The organism is Curtobacterium sp. VKM Ac-2887 (assembly GCF_015350935.1).
Taxonomy (GTDB): domain Bacteria; phylum Actinomycetota; class Actinomycetes; order Actinomycetales; family Microbacteriaceae; genus Curtobacterium.
The window spans coordinates 180,797-201,834 of sequence record NZ_JADKSB010000004.1 but is presented as its reverse complement, the minus strand read 5'-3'; the positions used below and the strand labels follow the sequence as shown (position 1 = coordinate 201,834).

The 21,038-nt window shown below is 72.0% G+C and carries 19 protein-coding genes, 1 tRNA gene and 1 pseudogene; 17 read left to right on the top strand and 4 right to left on the bottom strand.

Annotated features, from left to right (window positions below):
- Positions 1 to 31 precede the first annotated feature (31 nt).
- Together ndk and ITJ69_RS06705 are read left to right on the top strand one after the other, a co-directional pair.
- Complete coding sequence (gene ndk / locus ITJ69_RS06710) at positions 32 to 451, top strand: nucleoside-diphosphate kinase (RefSeq protein ID WP_111084529.1); 420 nt, start codon at positions 32 to 34, stop codon at positions 449 to 451.
- A 19-nt stretch (positions 452 to 470) separates the two neighbouring features.
- A complete protein-coding gene (locus ITJ69_RS06705) occupies positions 471 to 1,319 on the top strand; it encodes a DsbA family protein (protein ID WP_194672366.1) in 849 nt (282 codons plus the stop codon).
- Between the two features lie 72 nt (positions 1,320 to 1,391).
- Here ITJ69_RS06705 and ITJ69_RS06700 read toward each other — a convergent pair whose 3' ends face one another.
- A complete protein-coding gene (locus tag ITJ69_RS06700; protein WP_194672365.1) occupies positions 1,392 to 2,243 on the bottom strand; it encodes a DsbA family protein in 852 nt (283 codons plus the stop codon).
- A 122-nt stretch (positions 2,244 to 2,365) separates the two neighbouring features.
- On the bottom strand, positions 2,366 to 2,968 hold the full coding sequence (locus tag ITJ69_RS06695) for a vitamin K epoxide reductase family protein (RefSeq protein ID WP_243837081.1): 603 nt from the start codon (positions 2,966 to 2,968) through the stop codon (positions 2,366 to 2,368).
- Positions 2,969 to 3,317: 349 nt separating this feature from the next.
- Here ITJ69_RS06695 and ITJ69_RS06690 point away from each other — a divergent pair, with 349 nt between their 5' ends.
- Positions 3,318 to 6,191 (top strand): Rne/Rng family ribonuclease, encoded by a 2,874-nt coding sequence (locus ITJ69_RS06690; protein WP_194672364.1) that lies wholly within the window; start codon positions 3,318 to 3,320, stop codon positions 6,189 to 6,191.
- A 2-nt stretch (positions 6,192 to 6,193) separates the two neighbouring features.
- Complete coding sequence (locus ITJ69_RS06685; protein ID WP_194672363.1) at positions 6,194 to 7,126, top strand: hypothetical protein; 933 nt, start codon at positions 6,194 to 6,196, stop codon at positions 7,124 to 7,126.
- Between the two features lie 471 nt (positions 7,127 to 7,597).
- On the opposite strand, the gene ITJ69_RS06680 is transcribed toward ITJ69_RS06685, so the two are convergent.
- On the bottom strand, positions 7,598 to 7,870 hold the full coding sequence (locus ITJ69_RS06680; protein WP_123313478.1) for a DUF4031 domain-containing protein: 273 nt from the start codon (positions 7,868 to 7,870) through the stop codon (positions 7,598 to 7,600).
- A gap of 179 nt (positions 7,871 to 8,049) precedes the next feature.
- Here ITJ69_RS06680 and rplU point away from each other — a divergent pair, with 179 nt between their 5' ends.
- The 7 genes from rplU to nadD all read left to right on the top strand — a co-directional run bounded on the left by rplU (position 8,050) and on the right by nadD (position 13,664).
- Positions 8,050 to 8,358: a 50S ribosomal protein L21 gene (gene rplU, locus ITJ69_RS06675; RefSeq protein WP_111084536.1), complete on the top strand. Its 309-nt coding sequence runs from the start codon at positions 8,050 to 8,052 to the stop codon at positions 8,356 to 8,358.
- A 12-nt stretch (positions 8,359 to 8,370) separates the two neighbouring features.
- Positions 8,371 to 8,622 carry a 50S ribosomal protein L27 gene (gene rpmA / locus ITJ69_RS06670; RefSeq protein WP_071257351.1) on the top strand — a complete coding sequence of 84 codons (252 nt, stop codon included), beginning with the start codon at positions 8,371 to 8,373 and terminating at the stop codon, positions 8,620 to 8,622.
- A 132-nt stretch (positions 8,623 to 8,754) separates the two neighbouring features.
- Positions 8,755 to 10,344, top strand: a complete 1,590-nt coding sequence (gene obgE, locus ITJ69_RS06665; RefSeq protein WP_123938841.1) for a GTPase ObgE — start codon at positions 8,755 to 8,757, stop codon at positions 10,342 to 10,344.
- A 7-nt stretch (positions 10,345 to 10,351) separates the two neighbouring features.
- On the top strand, positions 10,352 to 11,170 hold the full coding sequence (proB, locus tag ITJ69_RS06660; protein ID WP_228505024.1) for a glutamate 5-kinase: 819 nt from the start codon (positions 10,352 to 10,354) through the stop codon (positions 11,168 to 11,170).
- Positions 11,171 to 11,546: 376 nt separating this feature from the next.
- Complete coding sequence (locus ITJ69_RS06655; protein WP_133936707.1) at positions 11,547 to 12,812, top strand: glutamate-5-semialdehyde dehydrogenase; 1,266 nt, start codon at positions 11,547 to 11,549, stop codon at positions 12,810 to 12,812.
- Positions 12,813 to 12,853: 41 nt separating this feature from the next.
- The gene (locus tag ITJ69_RS06650) at positions 12,854 to 13,054 is read left to right on the top strand and encodes a hypothetical protein (protein ID WP_123293955.1); all 201 of its coding nucleotides are present in this window, start codon (positions 12,854 to 12,856) and stop codon (positions 13,052 to 13,054) included.
- 10 nt (positions 13,055 to 13,064) lie between these two features.
- On the top strand, positions 13,065 to 13,664 hold the full coding sequence (gene nadD / locus ITJ69_RS06645; RefSeq protein WP_111084540.1) for a nicotinate-nucleotide adenylyltransferase: 600 nt from the start codon (positions 13,065 to 13,067) through the stop codon (positions 13,662 to 13,664).
- 782 nt (positions 13,665 to 14,446) lie between these two features.
- Here the strand turns inward: nadD and ITJ69_RS21065 are convergent.
- Positions 14,447 to 15,304: pseudogene (locus ITJ69_RS21065) on the bottom strand (hypothetical protein); the annotation flags it as partial.
- Positions 15,305 to 15,348: 44 nt separating this feature from the next.
- On the opposite strand from ITJ69_RS21065, the gene rsfS reads away from it, so the two are divergent.
- The 6 genes from rsfS (at position 15,349) to ITJ69_RS06610 (ending at position 21,034) form a co-directional block, all read left to right on the top strand.
- Positions 15,349 to 15,723, top strand: coding sequence for a ribosome silencing factor (gene rsfS, locus ITJ69_RS06635; RefSeq protein ID WP_111084542.1), 375 nt, complete (start codon positions 15,349 to 15,351; stop codon positions 15,721 to 15,723).
- A 108-nt stretch (positions 15,724 to 15,831) separates the two neighbouring features.
- Positions 15,832 to 15,904, top strand: a tRNA-Ala gene (locus ITJ69_RS06630).
- 81 nt (positions 15,905 to 15,985) lie between these two features.
- Positions 15,986 to 16,909: an aldose 1-epimerase family protein gene (locus tag ITJ69_RS06625; RefSeq protein WP_194672362.1), complete on the top strand. Its 924-nt coding sequence runs from the start codon at positions 15,986 to 15,988 to the stop codon at positions 16,907 to 16,909.
- Positions 16,888 to 18,444, top strand: coding sequence for an anthranilate synthase component I family protein (locus ITJ69_RS06620; RefSeq protein ID WP_194672361.1), 1,557 nt, complete (start codon positions 16,888 to 16,890; stop codon positions 18,442 to 18,444). Before ITJ69_RS06625 ends, ITJ69_RS06620 begins: the two co-directional genes overlap by 22 nt.
- A gap of 66 nt (positions 18,445 to 18,510) precedes the next feature.
- Entirely contained in the window at positions 18,511 to 19,371 is an 861-nt protein-coding gene (locus tag ITJ69_RS06615) for a hypothetical protein (RefSeq protein WP_194672360.1), read from the top strand.
- A gap of 34 nt (positions 19,372 to 19,405) precedes the next feature.
- The gene (locus ITJ69_RS06610) at positions 19,406 to 21,034 is read left to right on the top strand and encodes a DNA polymerase Y family protein (protein ID WP_159572796.1); all 1,629 of its coding nucleotides are present in this window, start codon (positions 19,406 to 19,408) and stop codon (positions 21,032 to 21,034) included.
- Positions 21,035 to 21,038: the final 4 nt, after the last annotated feature.

Here is a 21,038-nt window from a genome sequence, read left to right as displayed (position 1 = left end):
TCCGATCCCGCGAACACACTAGGAGTACTGCGTGTCCGACCTCGAAGAGACCCTCGTCCTCGTCAAGCCCGACGGCGTCGCCCGCCAGCTCACCGGTGAGATCCTCCGCCGCATCGAGTCGAAGGGCTACGAGATCGTCGACCTGAAGATGCTCACCGCGCCGCGCGACCTGTTGGACGCGCACTACGAGGAGCACCAGGGCAAGCCGTTCTTCGAGCCGCTCGTCGAGTTCATGCAGTCCGGTCCGGTCGTCGCCGTGCGCGTCGCCGGCAACGGCGTGATCGCCGGCTTCCGGTCGCTCGCCGGCACCACCGACCCCACCAGCGCCGCACCCGGCACCATCCGTGGCGACCTCGGTCGCGACTGGGGCCTCAAGGTGCAGCAGAACCTGGTGCACGGGTCGGACAGCACCGAGTCGTCGGCGCGCGAGCTCGCGCTCTGGTTCGCCTGAGACGCCGGGGGAACGACTCGTGACGAACAACGACCGACCCACCAAGAACGAGCGTCGCCAGCACGCGCGTGAGGTCTCGCGCCAGCGCGCCGATGCCGAGAAGCGTCGCAAGCGCCGCAACAAGTGGTTCCTGCAGGGCGGCATCGGCCTGGGCATCATCGCGATCGCCGCGATCATCACGCTCGTCGTGGTGAACGTGAACAACGCACCCGCCGTGTCCGCTGCCGGGCCGAAGAACATGGCCACCGGCGCGATCCAGTTCACCGGCGAGGGCGGCGAGGTCACCCCGGTGACCACGAAGGCCGTCACCGCGAAGGGCACCCCGTCGGCCGTCCCGACATCGAACACCGACGGTGCGGTCGCGGTCACCGAGTACGTCGACTGGGCCTGCCCGGTCTGCAAGCAGTTCGAGGCCGCCTACGCCGACCAGATCCTGGACAAGGTGAAGTCGGGCGACGCGACGTTGGCCATCCAGCCGGTGTCGATCCTCGACAACAGCTACGCCGGCTCGCGGTACGCCAGCCGCGCGGCGAACGCGGCGATGTGCGTCGCGAACTACGCGCCGGACAAGTTCCTCGACGTGCAGACGCAGTTCTTCGACAACCAACCGGCCGAGGGCACGAGGGGCTTGACGAACGCCGAGATCGCGAAGCTCGTCAAGGCGGGCGGCGCGACCGGGTCGAACGTCTCCGAGTGCGTGTCCTCGGAGCAGTTCAAGGGCTGGGTGACCAAGTCCACCAAGCTCGTGACGGCAGACGAGGCACTGCAGGGCACGCGGGGCTTCGGCACGCCGACCGTGGTCGTCGACGGCAAGCGCCTCGACGACCTCAGCACGGTCATCACCGCGATCGACGCCGCGGCGAAGTAGCACCACCCGCACGAGCGAAGGCCCCCGCTTTCATCCGGAAGCGGGGGCCTTCGTCGTCGCGCTGCCTCGTGCCTACGCGGCGCCGCCGTTCTGCTCGACGAAGGACGCGAAGGCGTCGGCGTCGGTCAGGGAGCCGGTGAACTGCTTGCCGTTCACGATGATCGTCGGGGTGCTCGTCACCTTGTCGAGCGACGAGTTCGGGATCGGGTCGTTCATCACCCGGTTCGTGGCGTCGGCGACCCACCCGGCGAAGTGCTGCCCGGTGATGCACGAGGTGACCTTGCTGTTCGTCGCGCCGGCGTCCTTCGCCAGCGACGCCAGCTCGTCGTTCGTCAGGCCCTTGGTGCTCTCGGACGGCTGGTTCTCGTAGAGCGACGTGTTGTACGCCAGGAACGCGTCGGGGTCGTAGTCCGCGACACAGGCGGCCGCGGCGGCGGAGCGCGTGGAGTACTTCGACCCGAGCGACACCCGGTCGAGCAGGTTGAACGGGTGCAGTTCGAGCGTCGCGGAGCCGGCCTTCACCCACTGATCGATCTGGTCCATCTGCGCTGTCTCGAACTGGTTGCAGTACGGGCACATGTAGTCCGAGTACACGGTGATGTTCGCCACCGAGTCGTCCTGCTCCGTCGCCGTCGGGGTCCCGCCGTCGGGTGTCGCCTTGGTCTCGACGGGCACGATCTCGCCGCTCTGGCCGGTGAACAGGATGCCGTCGCTCGCCATGTTCCGCGGCCCGGGCCCCGCGGGTTGCACCGAGTTCGCGATCACCAGGACGACCACGGCGACGACCGCCAGGCTGCCGACGATGATGCCGCTGATCCCGAGCGTCTTGTTGCGGCGACGTCGGGCCTGCTCCTGTTCGCGGGCTTCGCGAGCGCGCTCTCGGGCGGCGTCGCGACGGACCTTCTTGCTCTCGTTCTCGCTCATCGAGATCGAGCGTAGGTGCTGCCCGGAGGTCGATCGGGCGTCCTGCCTGGGAAGCCCCCAGGAATTCGGTGACGCGTCATCGATACGTCATGGACGCCGCATCGGGGACGCCCAGCGGCGGATCAGAAGACCGTCAGGATGGTCGGGAACTTGATGATGATCGTCACGATGATGAACAGGTAGTTCGCCAGCGGGAACGCCCAGCAGAACGGGAGCAGTGCCCGGCCGATCCGCTGGGTGCGGGCACCGAAGCGGCCCTGCGCGGCGTTCCAGATCGTGAACACCCAGAACATCGGGATCGTCATCGACCACACGAGCATGCACCACGGGCACAGCGCGCCGATGAACCAGACGGTCTGGGTGAAGAGCCACGTCACGAAGACCCACGCCAGGAACACGCCGGCGTTGAACGCGATCCAGAACCACCGTGAACCGTTGCGGAAGCCCGCGAGCATCATCACCGCGACGGCGATCGGCGCCACGAAGCCCATCACGCCGAGCAGTGGGTTCGGGAACCCGAACAAGTGGCCCTGCCAGCTCGCCATCACGTCCGAGCAGCTGATGAACGGGTTCACGTCGCACGAGAGCACCGTGTCGGGGTCGGCGTACTTCTTGAACTCGTCGAGCACCAGGGAGAAGGACCCGTACAGGCCGACGAACCCGGTGATCAAGAGGAAGACGGCCATCGCGATCGGACGACGGGGGGCAGGCGCTGACGTGCTCACGCCGTCATCATCGCATGTGGCTTCCGGTCCTTTCCGGGAGCGGCGTGCGATACTGGCCGCAGGTCGTGCGGGCAACCGCAGACCGAAGAGAGCTTTCCGGGCAGTGCCCCACGGGGCAGTGTCCGGACGATCAGGTGCGGTGAGAGCGCACCGTGGTCGGGACAGCGTCACTCCGACGCCGAGCCGACCCGGGCCGGGTGCCCGGACCGGAACGGCAGCGGACGCAACGAGAAGTTGACGCAGACCGATCACGAAGACAGCGAGCGCGGGGCGTCGACGCCACCGCCACAACCAAAGAATTCCCGCCGCCTGACAAGGGTGCGAGTGGGGCCGAGGAGTGCGCCAGTCCATGGTGGAGCAGAACAACGACAACACGACCAACGACGAGAACGCCCCGAAGCGTCGGACCCGCCTGTTCGGCGGACGCCGCGCCCGGTCGTCCGGCCAGCAGGTCGCGGCCGACGCCGTGCAGGTGCCGGCCGTCGACGAGTCCCTCGCACTGACGGACGGGGCACCGGCGGACGGGGCACCGGCAGAAGCCGTGTCCGTCGCGGTCGAGGCCGTCTCCGCGCAGAGCGCCGAGCCGGACGACGTGAGCACGCTGACCGGCGACCTGCCGGTGGTCACGGCCGAGCCGACCGAGCCCGCAGCCGACGTGGCGGAGCCGAGTGGTGCCTCCCGTCCGACCGAGACCGAGCCGACGGCCGAGGCGAGCGAACCCGCCGCCCCAGCCGAGCCGTTCGTCCCGAAGGCGACGAGCACGCTCAGCCTGATCTTCCACGCCCCCGTCCTGCCGGAGCTGCCGCGCCGTGCCGCGCGGTACGAGGACGACCGAGACGACCGCTACGACCGCTCCGACCGCTCCGAGCGATCCGAGCGCGAGGACCGGTTCGACCGCGATGACCGGTACGATTCCGAGGACCGCGAGGAGCAGGGCGGATCCCGCCGGCGCTCGCGTCGTCGGGGGAGCAGCGCCGACCGCGAGGCCCGTGCGCCGCGCGAGCCGCGCGACCACCAGGAGCCCCGCCGCCGCGAGCCCGAGCTCATCACCGAGCCGCAGCGCATCAAGGGCTCGACCCGGCTCGAGGCGAAGAAGCAGCGTCGCCGCGACGGCCGTGACGCCGGACGCCGACGCCAGGTCGTGAGCGAGGACGAGTTCCTCGCCCGCCGCGAGAGCGTCGACCGCCAGATGATCGTGCGCTCCAGCTCGTCGACCATCGAGATCGGCGTGCTCGAGGACGGCATCCTCGCCGAGCACTACATCACCAAGTCCGAGAACGTGTCGCTGATCGGCAACGTCTACCTCGGCAAGGTGCAGAACGTCCTGCCGTCGATGGAGGCCGCCTTCGTCGACATCGGCCGCGGCCGCAACGCCGTGCTGTACGCCGGCGAGGTCGACTGGAACTCGGTCGACACCAGCCACGGCCGTCGCATCGAGGCCGCGCTCAAGCCGGGCGACAAGGTCTTGGTGCAGGTCACGAAGGACCCCGTCGGCCACAAGGGCGCCCGCCTGACCAGCCAGGTCTCGCTGCCCGGTCGCTACCTGGTCTACGTGCCGAACGGCTCGATGAACGGGATCTCGCGCAAGCTGCCCGACACCGAGCGTGCGCGCCTGAAGAAGATCCTCAAGGAGGTCCTGCCGGAGCACGCGGGCGTCATCGTGCGCACCGCTGCCGAAGGTGCGACCGAGGAGCAGCTCACCCGCGACGTGCAGCGCCTGACCAGCCAGTGGGAGGCCATCCAGAAGAAGGTCGCCGGTGGCCAGGCCCCGGTGATGCTGCACTCGGAGCCGGACCTGCTCGTCAAGATCGTGCGTGACGTCTTCAACGAGGACTTCACGAAGCTCATCATCGACGGCGAGGCCGCCGGCGGCACCATCGACGAGTACCTGTCGGCCGTCGCGCCCGACCTGAAGGACCGCGTCGTCCGCTACGAGGGCCCGGACTCGTTCGAGGAGTACCGCCTGAACGAGCAGATCGACAAGGCGCTCGACCGCAAGGTCTGGCTGCCCTCCGGTGGTTCGCTCGTCATCGACCGCACCGAGGCCATGACGGTCGTCGACGTCAACACGGGCAAGTTCGTCGGCTCCGGGGGCAACCTCGAGGAGACGGTCACGAAGAACAACCTCGAGGCCGCCGAGGAACTCGTCCGCCAGCTCCGCCTGCGCGACATCGGCGGCATCATCGTCGTCGACTTCATCGACATGGTGCTCGAGGAGAACCGCGACCTCGTGCTCCGTCGCCTGATCGAGTGCCTGAGCCGCGACCGCACGAAGCACCAGGTCGCCGAGGTCACCTCGCTCGGCCTCGTGCAGATGACCCGCAAGAAGATCGGCGTCGGCCTGCGCGAGTCGCTCGACGAGGTCAACGCGAAGGTCAACGACAACAACGCCGACCCGGGCCCGAGCAAGGGGCGTCGCAAGGGGCGCAGTGGTGCCGGTGGCAACGGCAGCGGCAGCAACGGCAACGGTGGCAACGGGCACGGCAACGGCGGGGGCAACTCCGGCGGTGGCTCGGGTTCCGGTTCGTCGAACGGGCAGTCGAGCCAGGCGCACCAGATCACCGACGACGTGAAGAGCGCGCTGTCGCGGATCGCCGCCTCGACGATCCCGCACGAGGACTCACCGGCATCGCCGACCTCAGCGGAGGCACCGACCTCGGCCGACGTCCCCGCAGCGACGTCCGCGTCTGACGACTCCGGAGCGGGCGAACAGCCCACCGGGTCGAAGCGTCGGCGCCGTGGCGGCCGTGGTGGACGGAGCGGTGAGCAGTCGAACGCTGCCGCGACCGAGACCACCGAGGTCACCGAGTCGGCGCCCGTCGCAGTCGAGGCGGAGGCCGCTGTCGAGCCGAAGCGCGACGAGCCGAAGCAGGCTGCGCCGAAGCAGGCGGTCGCCGAGGCTGCTGCTCCTGCCGCCGAGCCGAAGGCCAAGGCCCCGGCCCGCCGTCGGGTCAGCTCCAGCGCGACGGTGACCCCGACCGACAACACGGTCGCGATCCTGGACATCCCGCTCAACGCCGCCCCGAAGCGCGAGCCGCGTCAGGTCGCCCCGGACGCCGAGTCGCTGTTGGACTCCGTGCTCCAGGCGCTGCCCGAGCCGAAGCAGCCGGGTCAGGGCCGTTCGCGGTCCCGCCGGGTGTCGTCGCCGAGCATCAGTGCCCCGGCCACGACCGAGGGTGCGTCCGGCGAGGACACCGACGGCTCCGTCATCCTGGGGAACTGAGCGTGACGAACCCCGGTGACCCGCAGCAGGATCGTGGGTACTACGGTGCGGGCTGGCAGCAGCCCGTACCGCCCGGACCCGGGGGAGCCGGCAGTTCCGCGCCGCCGTACGGTGGGCAGCCTGGCGGGCAGCCTGGTGGGCAGCCGCCGCACGGCGTGCAGCCCGCTGCCGGGGTGCCCTACGCCCCGCCGCGACCGCCCCGTGCGCCGGCTGATCCGCGTCGGGCCTTCGCGCCCGGCGCCTCGGTGAACAACACCGCCGGGGCGCTCATCGCCGTGGTGTCCCTCGTGCTGGTCGAGTTCGTGTCCGGCATCGTCGGGCTCATCGGGACGTCCCTCGTCGTCAGTCCGTTCGCGCACTACGGCGCGGGGGCAAGCATGGTCGGCAGCTTCATCGCCTCGGTGTTCCTGGCGCCGTTCCCGTTCTACGCGGGGGCGTTCCTGGCGCTGGCGTTCCTGACGCCGATCGCCCGCCGCAGCCCGCTGCCGACCGTGCTGCTCCGCGCCGTGCTCGCCGGGGCTGGCGGGACGATCGCCCTCGCGCTCGTCGGTGTCTTCACGGGGGCGTTCGGCGCGATCACCTCGGGCGGTTCCCGACTCGTGATCGACGTCGTCACGAACCCGCTCCGCAACGGCGTGCCGTTCACGGTGATGCTCCTGGCGAGCGCGACCGCGGCGTGGCTGTGGCTCGGGCGCCCGCGACGGAACCGTGGCCCCGCGCCGACGTCCGGTCTGCCGGGGACGGTGCGTCCCGCCGACGCTGTCCCGCCCGCGACCGTGCAGCCGGGGCCGCAGCAGCCGCAGCAGGGCCCGTACGGACAGGGTCTGGTCCGGCCGGACCCCCACGGGCAGTACGGCGGCCAGTACGGCGCACAGCCCCGTCCGGACCAGCAGCAGCCGCCAGCAGCCCCCTGGGGTGGTCCAGCGCCCCGCTGACCTCGGGTTGTGCGGTCGTGCGTGCCCTCGGTCGTGCGGGCGGTCGGTCGTGTGGGCGCTGCACGGTGCGAGGTTGACCACATGGTGCGGCCTTCGTACCTCGCACCATGTGGGCAACCTCGCACGGTGCGCACGTGCCCGAGCCGCGACCGCGGTCATGCACGGTCATGCGCGGTGCGGCGCACGCCTGTCGCCGCACCGTGCGAGGTTCTCCGGGCGGTGCAGCGGCCGCGGCACGGTGCGAGCCTCTGGCGACGCACCGTGCTGCCGACCTCGCACGCTGTGGGCAACCTCGCACGGTGCGCACGTGCCCGGGACGCGGCCGCGCACCGTGCGACAGGACGGACGTGGCGGGGGTGCGCCGGGCCTCCCGTCCGCACGTGCGCGGTTGCAGACACCGTGCGAGCCGGCGTGCCCGGCACCGAGTCGGGAACCTCGCACCGTGCGTGCCGGACGCACGCGCGTGGCGCGTCAGTGGGCGCGCTTGTCGCGCTGCGCCACGCGCAGACCGCTGCGGATGAGCCGCAGCACGAGCTCCCGTCCGGACACCGCAGAGGCCCCCGCGGCGACCAGTTCGTCGTACTTCGCGAGCGGCACGTCGTAGTGGTCGTGGTCGAACGCACGACGCGGCACACCGGCGCGTGCAGCGAACGCGTGGAGTTCCGCGTAGGATTCATCACTGACGAGGTGCGACCACAGAGTGTCGTGAGCGGGCCACGTCGGTGGGTCGATCAACACGGTCACCGTGCAATCGTACGTGTGTCGCCGTTTGACCGGACCCATGGGGATCGAGTATTCTCGATCCCTGGTGTCAGCGGGCCGTTCTGCCTGCGTCGCCGATCGGGCCCGGCCTTCCGGGAGCCGCTCGTGCAGAAGTGGGCACCCGAGACTTCCCTCAAGCAGAGTTACGTAAGGATTTCCACGTGGTTTACGCAGTAGTGCGCGCCGGCGGCCGTCAGGAAAAGGTCGAGGTCGGCACCATCCTGACCGTCGACCGTGTCAAGGCGGACGACAAGGGCAACATCGACCTCGCCCCCGTGCTCCTCGTGGACGGTGACAAGATCACGTCGGCGGCTTCCGAGCTCGTCAACGTGACCGTCACCGCCGAGGTGCTCGACGACCTGCGCGGTCCGAAGGTCATCATCCAGAAGTTCAAGAACAAGACCGGGTACAAGAAGCGCCAGGGTTTCCGCGCTGAACTGACCCGCGTCAAGATCACCAAGATCGCGTAAGGGAGTCAGCTCATGGCACACAAGAAGGGTGCGAGTTCCACTCGCAACGGTCGTGACTCGAACGCTCAGCGCCTCGGCGTGAAGCGCTTCGGTGGCGAGGTCGTCAACGCCGGCGAGATCATCATCCGCCAGCGTGGCACCCACTTCCACCCGGGCGCCAACGTCGGCCGCGGTGGCGACGACACGCTGTTCGCCCTCTCGGCCGGTTCGGTCGAGTTCGGCACCAAGGGTGGCCGCAAGGTCATCAACATCGTCAACGCGTAGTCGCGACGATCAGCTTCAGCGGGAGGGGCGGGCCGAGTGCCCGCCCCTCCTTCGCTTTTCCCGCCGACGGATCACGTCGGCACAACGCGCTGACGGAACCCGTCGGCGCAACGATCTTCCAGGAGTGGAACCATGGCGACCTTCGTCGACCGCGTGACCCTGCACCTCAGCGCGGGGAAGGGCGGCAACGGTTGCGTCTCGGTCCGCCGTGAGAAGTTCAAGCCCCTCGCCGGGCCCGACGGTGGCAACGGTGGTGACGGCGGCGACATCGTGCTCGTGGCCGACCCGCAGGTCACCACGTTGCTCGGCTACCACCGCTCCCCGCACCGTTCGTCCAAGAACGGGCAGCCGGGCATGGGCGACCACCGCAGCGGCGTCAGCGGCGAGGTCCAGGAGCTCCCGCTCCCGATCGGCACCGTCGTGTACGACGAGGCCGGCGAGGTCATCGCCGACCTGACCGAGCCCGGCATGCGCGTCGTCGTGGCTCCCGGTGGCCAGGGCGGCCTCGGCAACGCGGCGCTCTCCACCACCAAGCGCAAGGCCCCCGGCTTCGCGCTCCTCGGCACCGAGGGCTGGGCGGGTGACATCAGCCTCGAGCTGAAGACCATCGCCGACGTCGCCCTCGTCGGGTTCCCGAGCGCCGGCAAGTCCTCGCTCATCGCCGCGATCTCGGCCGCGAAGCCGAAGATCGCCGACTACCCCTTCACCACGCTCACCCCGAACCTCGGCGTCGTCGAGTCGGGCGAGAGCCGCTTCACGGTCGCGGACGTCCCCGGGCTGATCGAGGGCGCGTCCGAGGGCAAGGGCCTCGGCCTCGAGTTCCTGCGGCACGTCGAGCGCTGCGAAGCCCTGCTGCACGTCATCGACTGCGCGACGATGGACCCGGGCCGCGACCCGATCAGCGACCTCGACGTCATCCTGGGCGAGCTCGAGCGCTACCCGGTCCCCGAGGGCCAGGTGCCGCTGCTCGAGCGTCCGCAGCTCATCGCGCTCAACAAGATCGACGTGCCGGATGCCGCCGAGCTCGCCGAGTTCGTCACCGCCGAGCTCGAGGGCCGTGGCTACCGCGTGTTCCCGATCTCCACGGCGTCGCACAAGGGTCTGCGTGAGCTGACCTTCGCGTTGGCCGAGGTCGTCGAGCAGGGTCGTGCCAAGCGCGCGGCCGAGCCCGTCGTCGAGCGCATCGTCATCCGCCCCCGTGCGGTCAACGACCAAGGCTTCACGGTCCGTGCCGAGGGCGGCGAGGAGCACCGCTTCTTCCGCGTCCGCGGCGCGAAGCCGGAGCGCTGGATCCAGCAGACCGACTTCACCAACGAGGAGGCGATCGGCTTCCTGGCCGATCGGCTCGCGAAGCTCGGCGTCGAGGACGGCTTGTTCAAGGCCGGCGCGGTCGCCGGTTCGACCGTTGTGATCGGTGGCGACGGCGGCATGGTCTTCGACTGGGAGCCGACGCTCACGTCCACCGCGGAGCTCATCACGAGCGCGCGCGGGACCGACGCCCGCATCGGTGCGACCTCGCGTCCGACCCGCAACGAGCGGCGCGAGGAGTACTTCGAGCGGATGGACGCCAAGGCGGCCGCCCGTGCCGAGCTCGAGCAGGAGCGTGTCTCCGGCCTCTGGGTGAACGACGAGGTCGTCACCAGCGACGACCTCGAGACCGGCGACCCCGAGACCGGCGGAGTCGAGGCCGGCGACTTCGAGACCAGCGACCAGAAGGACTGACCGCGGCATGACCGACACGACCGCCCGCACCGACCTCGGACCCGTCACCCGGCGAGAGGACATCCCGCGTGCGCGGCGGATCGTGGTCAAGGTCGGCTCGTCCTCGGTCAGCGGTGACGCCGCCGGCCAGATCGGTCCGCTGGTGGACGCCCTGGCCAGCGCCTACGGCCGTGGCACCGAGGTCGTGCTCGTGTCGTCCGGTGCGATCGCGACCGGGTTCCCGTTCCTCGGGCTCGAGGGCCGTCCCGACGACCTCGCCACGCAGCAGGCCGCCGCGGCCACCGGCCAGAACGTCCTGATGTTCCGGTACCAGAAGGAACTCGACCGGCACCGGGTCGTCGCGGCGCAGATCCTGCTGACCGCCGGCGACCTGCAGAACCCCACGCACCGGGTCAACGCGCAGCGCGCCATCGACCGGCTGCTCGCCCTGCGGGTGCTGCCGATCGTGAACGAGAACGACACGGTCGCCACACACGAGATCCGCTTCGGCGACAACGACCGGCTCGCCGCCCTGGTGGCGCGGCTGCTCGGTGCCGACGCCCTGGTGCTGCTGTCCGACGTCGAGGCCCTGTACACGAAGCCGCCGGAGCAGCCCGGCGCCGAGCGCATCGACGAGGTACCGTTCGGCGACGAGCTCGCCGGCGTCACGTTCGGCTCCGTCGGCAAGTCCGGCGTGGGGACCGGGGGAGCAGGCACCAAGGTCGCGGCTGCACGGCTCGCGGCCGAGGCGGGCACGTCGGTCCTGGTGACCGCCACGGCCCTCGTCGACCGCGCCCTGTCGGGCGAGCACGTCGGCACCTGGTTCCACGCCGCGCCGCGTCCCTGACACGGGTCGGACCGCCCGGAGCGGTCACGACTCGCCGCCGGGACGGCGCCGACTGGTCAGGGACCGTCGGCGCGGGCGTCGCGGAGCGACGATCGGCGACCGCTCGCGTGGCGCAGGACGACGTGTCGTGACCGGTCGGCGTGGTGAACGCGACCGCCTGGAGGCCCGGCGCGGGTCCCGGGGACCGGTGCCGGGCCTCCAGGCGGTCACGACGCACCGACGGACTGCGTCGAACGGTCGGGACCGGTCGACGGGGTCGGCGCGGAGCGGCGCGGCGCGACCGCTCGGCGGTCGTGGCGCAACGTGTCGTGACCGGTCGGCCGGCGAGACGCCGTCAGGCCCGTCACGGGCCGACGAGCGGACCTAGAATCGGTCCATGTCGTCGATCGCGCCCGCCCCGACCCTGACCGACACGCTCGTGGCGGCCCGCACCGCCTCGTCGGCGCTGGCGACCGCGACGACGGCGGTCAAGGACGCCGCCCTGGTGGCGATCGCCGCCGGGGTCCGCGCCGCCACCGACGAGATCGTCGCCGCGAACCACGGTGACCTGGTCGCGGGCGAGGAGAGCGGTCTGTCCTCCGGTCTCGTCGACCGACTCCGGCTCGACCCCGCGCGCATCGAGGCGCTGGCCACGGCCGTCGAGGACGTCGTCGGCCTGCAGGACCCGGTGGGGGAGCACCTGCGGGGCTCGCTCCTGCCGAACGGCCTGCAGCTCACCCAGGTGCGGGTGCCGTTCGGGGTCGTCGGGGCCATCTACGAGGCACGACCGAACGTCACGGTCGACATCGCCTCGCTCGCGCTGAAGTCCGGCAACGCGGTCGTGCTCCGTGGGGGATCGGCGGCCCAGCGGACGAACGCCGTGCTCGTGGCCCGCATCCAGGACGCCGTCGAGTCGGTCGGCCTGCCGCGCGAGCTCGTGCAGACCATCGACGAGTTCGGCCGTGCCGGCGCCACCGAGCTCATGCGCGCCCGCGGCCTGGTCGACGTGCTCATCCCGCGCGGCAGCGCCTCGCTCATCCAGACCGTCGTCACCGAGTCGCAGGTCCCCGTGATCGAGACCGGTGCCGGCGTGGTGCACGTGTTCCTCGACGCGTCGGCCCCCGAGCAGCGCGCCGTCGACATCGTCCTGAACAGCAAGGTGCAGCGGCCGAGCGTCTGCAACGCCCTCGAGACCCTCCTGGTGCACGAACAGGCGGCCGAGCGGCTGCTGCCCGTGCTCGCGGACCGGCTCCGCGCCTCCGGCGTCACGCTGCGCGGCGACGACGCCACGCGGGCGATCGTGCCGGGCGTGCTGCGCGCCACCGACGAGGACTGGGCGACCGAGTCGATGGACCTCGACCTGTCGATCCGCGTCGTGCCGGACGTCGACGCCGCGATGGCGCACATCGCGCGCTGGTCCACCCACCACACCGAGTCGATCGTCACGAACGACGTCGACACGGCCGAGCGGTTCCTGGCGACGGTCGACTCGGCGGTCGTGATGGTGAACGCGTCGACGCGCTTCACCGACGGCGGGGAGTTCGGCTTCGGCGCCGAGGTGGGCATCTCGACGCAGAAGCTGCACGCGCGTGGCCCGATGGGGCTGCCGGAGCTCACGAGCACCAAGTGGATCGTGCGCGGGAACGGCCAGATCCGCGGCTAGACTGAACGGCGTCTTTCCCCGACCGAACGGAGCACCGAACGATGACCTTCCTCGCAGAAGCTGCGGAGCACGCCTCCGGGGCCCCGGCGTTCGTGTTCCCGCTCGTCGGCGCGCTGTTCTTCATCTTCCTGGGCTTCGTCACCTGGAGCTTCCGCGACGTGGCCTACCGCCACTCGCAGAAGTTCGAGGCCACCCGCCACCACGAGACGGGTGTCGACGAGTTCGGTCACACCAAGAGCTGATCTGCACCCGATGCTCGAGAGCACCGGACGACCGCGCATCGGGGTGATGGGCGGCACGTTCGACCCCATCCACCACGGTCACCTCGTCGCGGCGTCCGAGGTCGCTCGGGCGTTCGACCTGGACGAGGTCGTGTTCGTCCCCACCGGTCAGCCGTACATGAAGTCCGGCGTCACGGATGCCGAGCACCGCTACCTGATGACGGTCATCGCGACCGCGTCCAACCCGATGTTCACGGTGAGCCGCGTCGACATCGACCGCCCCGGCCCGACGTACACGGTCGACACGCTCCGCGACCTGCACGAACAGCGGCCCGACGCGCAGCTCGTCTTCATCTCGGGCGCAGACGCCGTTCAGCAGATTGTCGACTGGAAAGACCATGATGGTCTCTGGGACCTCGCGCACTTCGTCGCCGTGACGCGTCCGGGACACGACCTGAGCATCAGCGGACTCCCCGAGCGAGACGTAAGCTTGCTCGAAGTCCCCGCACTGGCCATCTCGTCGACCGACTGCCGCGACCGGGTGAGACGTGGTTCCCCCGTCTGGTACCTGGTCCCCGACGGGGTCGTCCAGTACATCTCCAAGCACCACCTGTATCGGAGCGTTGCATGAGTTCGTCCGACGCGCAGCCGCCCCTGTCGCGGCGCCAGGCGCGCGAGCGGGAGCGTGCCGCAGCAGCCGGTTCGCAGCCCGCGACGCCGCCGCCGACCGTCGCCGCACCCGCCGAGTCGGCGGAACCCCGTCCTCGGCCCGGTTCGCACGTGGCACCCGCGCCCGGCGGTCCGGGCCAGTCCTCCGCTCCGGCGTCCGCCGCGACGGGCACGTCGGCACCGACGGGCACGTCGGCACCGACGGGCACACCGGCCTCGGCGCCCTCCGTGCCGGTGACCTCCGTCCCCGCGGCCGGGGTGTCGCCGTTCCCGCCCGCCTCGGCGACCGAGATCGTGCCCGGCAGCGGTGGTCTGACCCGCCGCCAGATCCGCCAGCAGCGTGCCGCCGAGAACCAGGCGGTCCTGCCGGTCCCGCTGCAGAACCCCACGCCGCAGTCCTCCGACCGCACCGTCGAGGACGTCCTCGGCTCGGTCGACACCATCGAGCCGACCTCGGCGCCGCGCGCCGCGGACGAGCCGTCCGGTTCCGAGACCCCCACGGTGCTCGACGAGGCAGCGGTCGCCCAGGCCACCGAGGCCGACGGGTCGCCCGACGCCCTCGAGCCGCTCGACGAAGCCGCTGCGCACGCCGAGGAGCCCCGGCGCCACCGGTCGACCTGGTCGCCGCCCGCCGACGACGCTTCCGACGCACAGGCCGAAGCCGGGGCCGCGGACGAGGCTCCCGCAGGGACGTCCAGCGACCAGACGGGCACCGACGAGACGGGCGCCGACCAGACGGGCGCCGACCAGACGGGCACCGACGAGACGGGCGCCGACCAGACGGGCACCGACGAGACGTCGGCCGACGCGGACGCCCCGGCCGACGTCGCCGCACCCGAGCACCCCACGGCCACGCCGCTCCCGGGGATCCCGGACGGTGCTCCGTCGACCCCGGCGGTGTTCCCGTTGTCCCTCGACCCCGAGGACGACGACACCAACGAGGTCCCGATCCCGGAGCCCGCACGGACCGAGCCCCCGAAGGTCCCCGCGTCCTTCCAGCGGCCGGCCGAGCCGAAGCCGATGACGACGGCCTTCGAGCCACCGGTCGGGCACTGGTCGCAGCAGGCGCACGGCTCGAACGACGCCGAGGTGCACGACGACTCGACCGGCACCCGCCGGATCGCGGTCACCGACACCAACGCGATCATCCTGCCGAACTCGGCCCTGGCCGACCCGACCGGAGCACTGAACGCGACGGGCGAGGTGATCCTCACCGGGTCCATCGACCTGCCCGCGTCGCTGTCCTCGACGGGGTCGCACCGACCGATCGACGGTGCCGAGGTCGACCGCCTGCTCGAGCAGCACGACGAGCAGCCGGAGACCGACGCCAGCCCGGTGCGCGCCAGCCGCGCGGTGTCCAGCCACACCTCCACCCGCCAGGTCGTCCTCGCCGCCGCGAAGCCGAAGGAGTCGCGCACGCCGCTCATCCTCGGCGTCACGGTCGGCGCCGTCGGTGTCGCCGCTGCCGCGGTCATCATCGTCGCGCTCGTCACGACCCACACCTTCGGCGGCTGACGCCCCGACCCGAACCACCGATCCCGACACCTGCGTCGGCCGCGGCCTGGCCGTGCGTCGGCGGGGTGGCTTATGATCGTGACCCATCAAGCGATCCGGCTCCCTGCCGGGTCGACGACCGGAAGGAATCCGTGACCGCCTCCACTCGCGCACTGGAACTCGTGCAGGCCGCCGCTCTCGCGGCGGACGCCAAGCAGGCCGAGGACCTCGTCGCGCTCGATGTGACCGGGCCGTTGCAGCTCACGGACGTGTTCCTGCTCGCAACCGGTCGGAACGAGCGCAACGTGCAGTCCATCGCCGATGCCGTCGAGGAGCGCCTCCTCGAGCTCGGCGCCAAGACCCTCCGCCGCGAAGGCCGGAGCGAGGGCCGCTGGGTCCTCATCGACGTCGGCGACATCGTGGTGCACGTCTTCCACGACGAGGACCGTCAGTACTACTCGCTTGAGCGGCTCTGGGCAGACTGCCCGACCATCCCGCTCGAGCTCCCGGTGGACCACACCGCCTGATCAGCGACGCGCCCGGGTGACGGCTTCGATTTCGTTGCCCGGCGTTCGCATGGTGTACGCTTCTATGGTGCCTCCGGGGAACCGGTCGGCACGGAAGCAACACAATCTGGGTCTGTGGCGCAGCTGGTAGCGCACCTGCATGGCATGCAGGGGGTCAGGGGTTCGAGTCCCCTCAGATCCACCGACAACCCCCGTCGTTCCCCGGAACGGCGGGGGTTTCCTCGTGGTGCGGGTGGCCGCACGTGCCCGATACGCTGAGCGCATGAGCAACGATGCGCCGCTGTCCGGAACCCCGCTGACGATCTCCACCGCCGGGTACACGGCCGACATCGCCACGGTCGGTGCGACGCTGCGGACCCTGCGGCACGAGGGTCGCGACCTGATCGTGCCGTTCGCCGCGGACGAGGTCCGACCGGCGTTCCGCGGTGCCGTCCTCGCTCCGTGGCCGAACCGCGTCGTCGACGGCGAGTACTCGTTCGGCGGTGTCGACCACGAGCTCGCGCTCACCGAACCGGCACGGCACCACGCCCTGCACGGGCTGGTCGCCTGGACCGATTTTCGGGTCGAGGCGCAGGAGCCCGACCGCGTGGTGCTCGCCACCACCGTGCAGGCCCAGGCTGGCTACCCGTACCGCGTCGAGGTCCTGGTCGAGTACCGGCTGGACGACGCCGGGCTGCACACGACGATCACCGGCACGAACTCCGGCGCGGACGACGCCCCGTGGGGGACCGGCCCGCACCCGTACCTGGTCGCCGGCGCCGGCACGGTCGACGACTGGACCCTCACCCTGCCCGCGGCCGAGGTGCTCGAGGTCACGCCGGACCGGCTGATCCCGACCGACCTGGTCCCCGTGCACGACGAGTTCGACCTGCGCACCGCCACACGCATCGGCGACCGGTTCATCGACCACGCCTTCACGGGCTTCGACCGCGACGCCGACGGGGCCGCGACCATCGCCCTGACCGCGGCGGACGGCCGGGGTGTCCGCGCGACCTTCGGTCCGGAGTGCCCGTGGGTGCAGGTGCACACGGCCGACCACGTCGTCCCCGAGTACCACCGCGCCGGGCTGGCGGTCGAGCCGATGACGTGCGCCCCCGACGCCTTCAACGACGGTGTCGACCGTGGTCTCGTGGTGCTCGCCGCCGGTGCGTCCCACGCCGCCGCATGGACGATCTCCGCGATCTGACCGGTCCGTCGGCCGGCGCCCGCATCGAGGTCCGCCGGCTCGATCCGGTCCCCGATCTCGGCGCACTGGCCGCCGCGGCCGACGGCGACCTCGTGTGGCTCGACTCCGCGCTGCCGGACGGCGCACCGGAGGCCGCTCGACCACGGGCGCGATGGTCGGTGCTGACGTGGACGGACGGACCGTTCGTGGCCCGGTTCCGCCACCAGGACCGGCAGGCGTCCGTCGAGGTCGCCGCGCCCGCCGCCGACTGGTTCGGTCCGTCGTCCTCCGACGACCGCCCGGCCTTCGCCGTGCTGGCCGACCTCCTCGCGCGGACGCCGCAACTGCCCGAGCCGATCGTCGGCTGCGGCTTCGCGCTCGGCTGGGTCGGGTTCCTCGGGTACGAGCTCGGTCGCGAGTCCGGCGGCCCGGACCGGACCGCCGACGGGTACGCCGACGCCGACCTGCGGTTCGTGGACCGCGCCGTGGTCGTCGACCACACCGGCGGCGCCTGGGCGCTGACGCTCGTCGCCGACGCGGAGCCGGCGGCCAGCGCGCAGAACCGCGCGTGGCTCGAGACGGTGACCGGGTCGCCGTCGCCGGCCGACGTGGCGGACGCGGCCACGGGCCTCCCGGCCGGGGTGTCGTCAGCGGTCGGACGCACGTCGCGGGCCGACCACGAACGCGCCGTCGACGCGTGCCGCGCCGAGATCCGCGAGGGCAACGCGTTCCAGGTCTGTCTCACCACCTCCTTCTCCGTGCCGGGTGTGGACCGGGAGGCCCGGGTCGGCCCCGGCACGGACCCGCACCTGTCCGACCCGCACCTGTACGACTACATGCGGATGCGGGCGTCGGACCCCGTCCCGTTCGGCGCGTACCTGCGGCTCGGCCCGCTGCGCGTGGCGAGCCGGTCGCCGGAGCGGTTCCTGCGGATCGCCGCGGACCGCACCGTGCTGGCGGAACCGATCAAGGGCACGCGGCGACGGCTCGCCGACGCTGCTGCCGACGCGGCCGTGCGGGACGAACTCGCGGTGAGTGCCAAGGACCGTGCCGAGAACGTGATGATCGTGGACCTGCTGCGGAACGACCTGCTGCGGACGGCGATCCCCGGGTCGGTGCACGTCGAACGGCTGTGTGCGGTCGAGACCTACGCGAGCGTGCACCAGATGGTGTCGACGATCGGTGCGGTGCTGCCGTCGGGGACGTCGCCGGCGGACGTGGTGCGGGCGGCGTTCCCACCGGGGTCGATGACCGGCGCGCCGAAGATCAGCGCGATGGCGATCGCCGCCCGGCTCGAGGGCGCGCCGCGCGGGGTGTACTCGGGGACGATCGGGTACTTCTCGGCGAGCGGGGCGGTCGACCTGTCGGTGGTCATCCGGACACTGGTGACGGTGGTGGACGCACCGGACGGGGTGGGCCCGGTCGAGATCCGGTCGCGGACGCTCGGGGCCGGGGGAGCGGTGACGTGGTCGTCGGTGGCGGCGGACGAGGCGGACGAGGTCGTGACGAAGACGCGGTCCGTGCTCGGCGCGGTCGGTGCGGTGGCGACGTGGTGAGCTGACCGAACACGCGTTCGACCCGATTGTCCACGGATGTCGGACGCGATTGACATCATCGAACACATGTTCGAATATGAGGGCATGCAGACGGCGGCGGCACTCCGGTCGCCCGGCCCGGACCGGGCCGGGCGGGGTGGTGCTGCGCGCGGGGGTTCGGGTGCTGCGCGCGGGGGCGCGGGTGCTGCCCGTGGGGGCGGCGCGGGCGCTGCGGACCACCTCGGTGACGCCCGGGCGGCGCTCGACCGCATCACGTCCCTGCGGTCCCGGGTCACCGACATGGAGTCCACCCGCGTCGACACCGCGGGGCTCCCGACCGCTCCCGCTCTCGAGCCGCTGCTGCCCGGCGGTGCGATCCGGGTCGGCGGCACCTACGCCGTCCCCGAGTCGGTGCTGCTCGCGATCACCATGCTGCAGGCGGCCTCGGCGGCCGGTGCGTGGTGCGCGGTCGTCGGGGTGCCGTCCTTCGGGATCGAGGCCGCGGCCGCCGCGGGGATCGACCTCGAGCGGCTCGTGCTCGTCCCCGATCCGGGCGACCAGTGGCTCGCGGTGACCGCGGCGATGGCGGACGTCGCCCAGATCGTCCTCACCCGACCGCTCGGGCGGGTCGTGCCGGGTGACGTCGCCCGGCTGTCTGCACGGCTCCGGCAACGCGGCGGTGCCCTCGTCGCGCTCGGGTCCTGGCCCGGTGCCGACGTCACGCTGCGGATCACGTCGTCGGTGTGGAGCGGCATCGGGCAGGGCCACGGGCACCTGACCGAGCGCCGCGCCACCGTGACGGCGACCGGCCGTGCGGGTGCGGTGCGCCCCACGAGCACCGAGCTCTTCCTGCCCGCGGCCGACGGCACGGTCCGGACGGCGACCCCCGTGCCGTCGGTGGGGTCCGGCGACACCCGGGTGCTGCGGCCCGTGGCGGTGGCGTCGTGACCGCCGCGGTGCTGCTGTGCGTGGCGGTGGCGTCGTGATCGCGCCGGGGCGGGTCCGGGCCGACGCGATCGCCCGCGGCGGGGCGCTGCCCGAGCCACCACCGACCCGGACCATCGTGCTCTGGTGCCCGGACTGGCCCGTGATCGCGGCGGCCCGCGCGGCCGGGGCACCGCCGGAGCAGCCCTTCGCCGTGGTCGCGAAGGGCCTGGTGTTCGCGAGCTCCGCGTCCGCACGGCAGCACGGCGTCGTCCGGGGCCTCCGGGTGCGCGAGGCGCAGGCGCGCTGCCCGGAGCTCGTCGTGCACCCCTACGACGACGCGCTCGACCACCGCGCGTTCGAACCCGTCATCCGCGCGGTCGAGGCGGCCGTCCCCGGGGTCGAGGTACTGCGTCCCGGCACCCTCGCCCTGCGTGCCCGGGGACCGGCGCGGTACTACGGCGGCGAGCGGGCGGCCGCGGCGACCCTGGCGGGGATCGCGGCCGACCACGGTGCCCCGGCGGTGCGGGCCGGTGTGGCGGACACCCCGTTCGCGGCGGAGCAGGCAGCACGGGCCCGACCGGTGCGTCCCGGCGAACGGGTGCGGATCGTGCCGGTCTCCGGCTCGTCGGACTTCCTGGCGGCCCTGCCCCTCGGTGTGCTCGGCGACCCCGAGCTCGCGACGGTGCTCGACCGGCTCGGCATCACCACGCTGGGCGATTTCGCGTCGCTCAGCGACGAGCAGGTCCGCGACCGGTTCGGGGTCGCCGGAGCGTTCCTGCACCGGCTGGCCGGCGGACGCGACCCGCGGGAGATCTCGGCACGCGCGATCCCGCCCGAGCTCCGGATCGAGGCCGCCTTCGAGCCCCCGCTCGACCGCGCCGACCAGATCGCGTTCGCGTTCCGGCGCTCCGCCGACGACTTCGCCGCACGCCTCCGCGCCGCTGGGCTGGTCGCGACGACCATCCGGGTGGGGATCGTCGACGAGCGGGACATCCTGCTCGAACGCACGTGGGCACACCCCCGCTGGTTCGACGCCGCCGACGTCGTCGACCGGGTGCGGTGGCAGCTCGCCGGCGGGGTCGACCCGACCGGGCTCGAGGCCCCGGTCACCTCGGTCGTGCTCGAGCCGGTCGCCGTCGACGACATGGCGAACCACGAACGCGGACTCTGGGGCTCCGGGCCGGACGAGCGCGTGCACCACGGGCTGGCCCGGATCCAGGGCATGGTCGGGCACGACGGGGTGGTGAGCCCGCGAGTCGGTGGTGGTCGGACCCTGTCCGAGCGGGTGGTGCTCGTGCCGTGGGGCGACGCCCCACCCGGCGGCGAGCGTGCCCTGGCCACCGTGCGCGACCGACCGTGGCCCGGCAAACTGCCCGGGCCGCCGCCCGCCACCGTCCTCGAGCGTCCCCGGCCGGTCGACGTCGTCTCACGCGACGGCGCGAGCGTCGACGTCGACGACCGCGGTGTGCTGTCCGGCGCGCCCGAACGCTTCCGCACCGAGGGGGACCGGGGCGGCGGGTTCGCACCCGTCACGGCCTGGGCGGGCCCCTGGCCGCTCGTCGTGCGGTGGTGGGAGTCCGGCGGTCGACGACTGCACCGGCTGCAGCTCGTCGACGCCGAGGGCCGTGCTTGGTACCTGGTGTTGGCGGACCACCGGTGGTGGGCGGAGGCGATCGCCACGTGAACCG

Coding starts and splice junctions, on each gene's coding strand:
- ITJ69_RS06700 (WP_194672365.1), bottom strand. CDS start 2,243: ATGAGCGAGAACGAGAGCAAGAAGGTCCGTCGCGACGCCGCCCGAGAG.
- ITJ69_RS06690 (WP_194672364.1), top strand. CDS start 3,318: ATGGTGGAGCAGAACAACGACAACACGACCAACGACGAGAACGCCCCG.
- rpmA (WP_071257351.1), top strand. CDS start 8,371: ATGGCACACAAGAAGGGTGCGAGTTCCACTCGCAACGGTCGTGACTCG.
- obgE (WP_123938841.1), top strand. CDS start 8,755: ATGGCGACCTTCGTCGACCGCGTGACCCTGCACCTCAGCGCGGGGAAG.
- proB (WP_228505024.1), top strand. CDS start 10,352: ATGACCGACACGACCGCCCGCACCGACCTCGGACCCGTCACCCGGCGA.
- ITJ69_RS06655 (WP_133936707.1), top strand. CDS start 11,547: ATGTCGTCGATCGCGCCCGCCCCGACCCTGACCGACACGCTCGTGGCG.
- ITJ69_RS06650 (WP_123293955.1), top strand. CDS start 12,854: ATGACCTTCCTCGCAGAAGCTGCGGAGCACGCCTCCGGGGCCCCGGCG.
- nadD (WP_111084540.1), top strand. CDS start 13,065: ATGCTCGAGAGCACCGGACGACCGCGCATCGGGGTGATGGGCGGCACG.
- ITJ69_RS06625 (WP_194672362.1), top strand. CDS start 15,986: ATGAGCAACGATGCGCCGCTGTCCGGAACCCCGCTGACGATCTCCACC.
- ITJ69_RS06620 (WP_194672361.1), top strand. CDS start 16,888: ATGGACGATCTCCGCGATCTGACCGGTCCGTCGGCCGGCGCCCGCATC.
- ITJ69_RS06615 (WP_194672360.1), top strand. CDS start 18,511: ATGTTCGAATATGAGGGCATGCAGACGGCGGCGGCACTCCGGTCGCCC.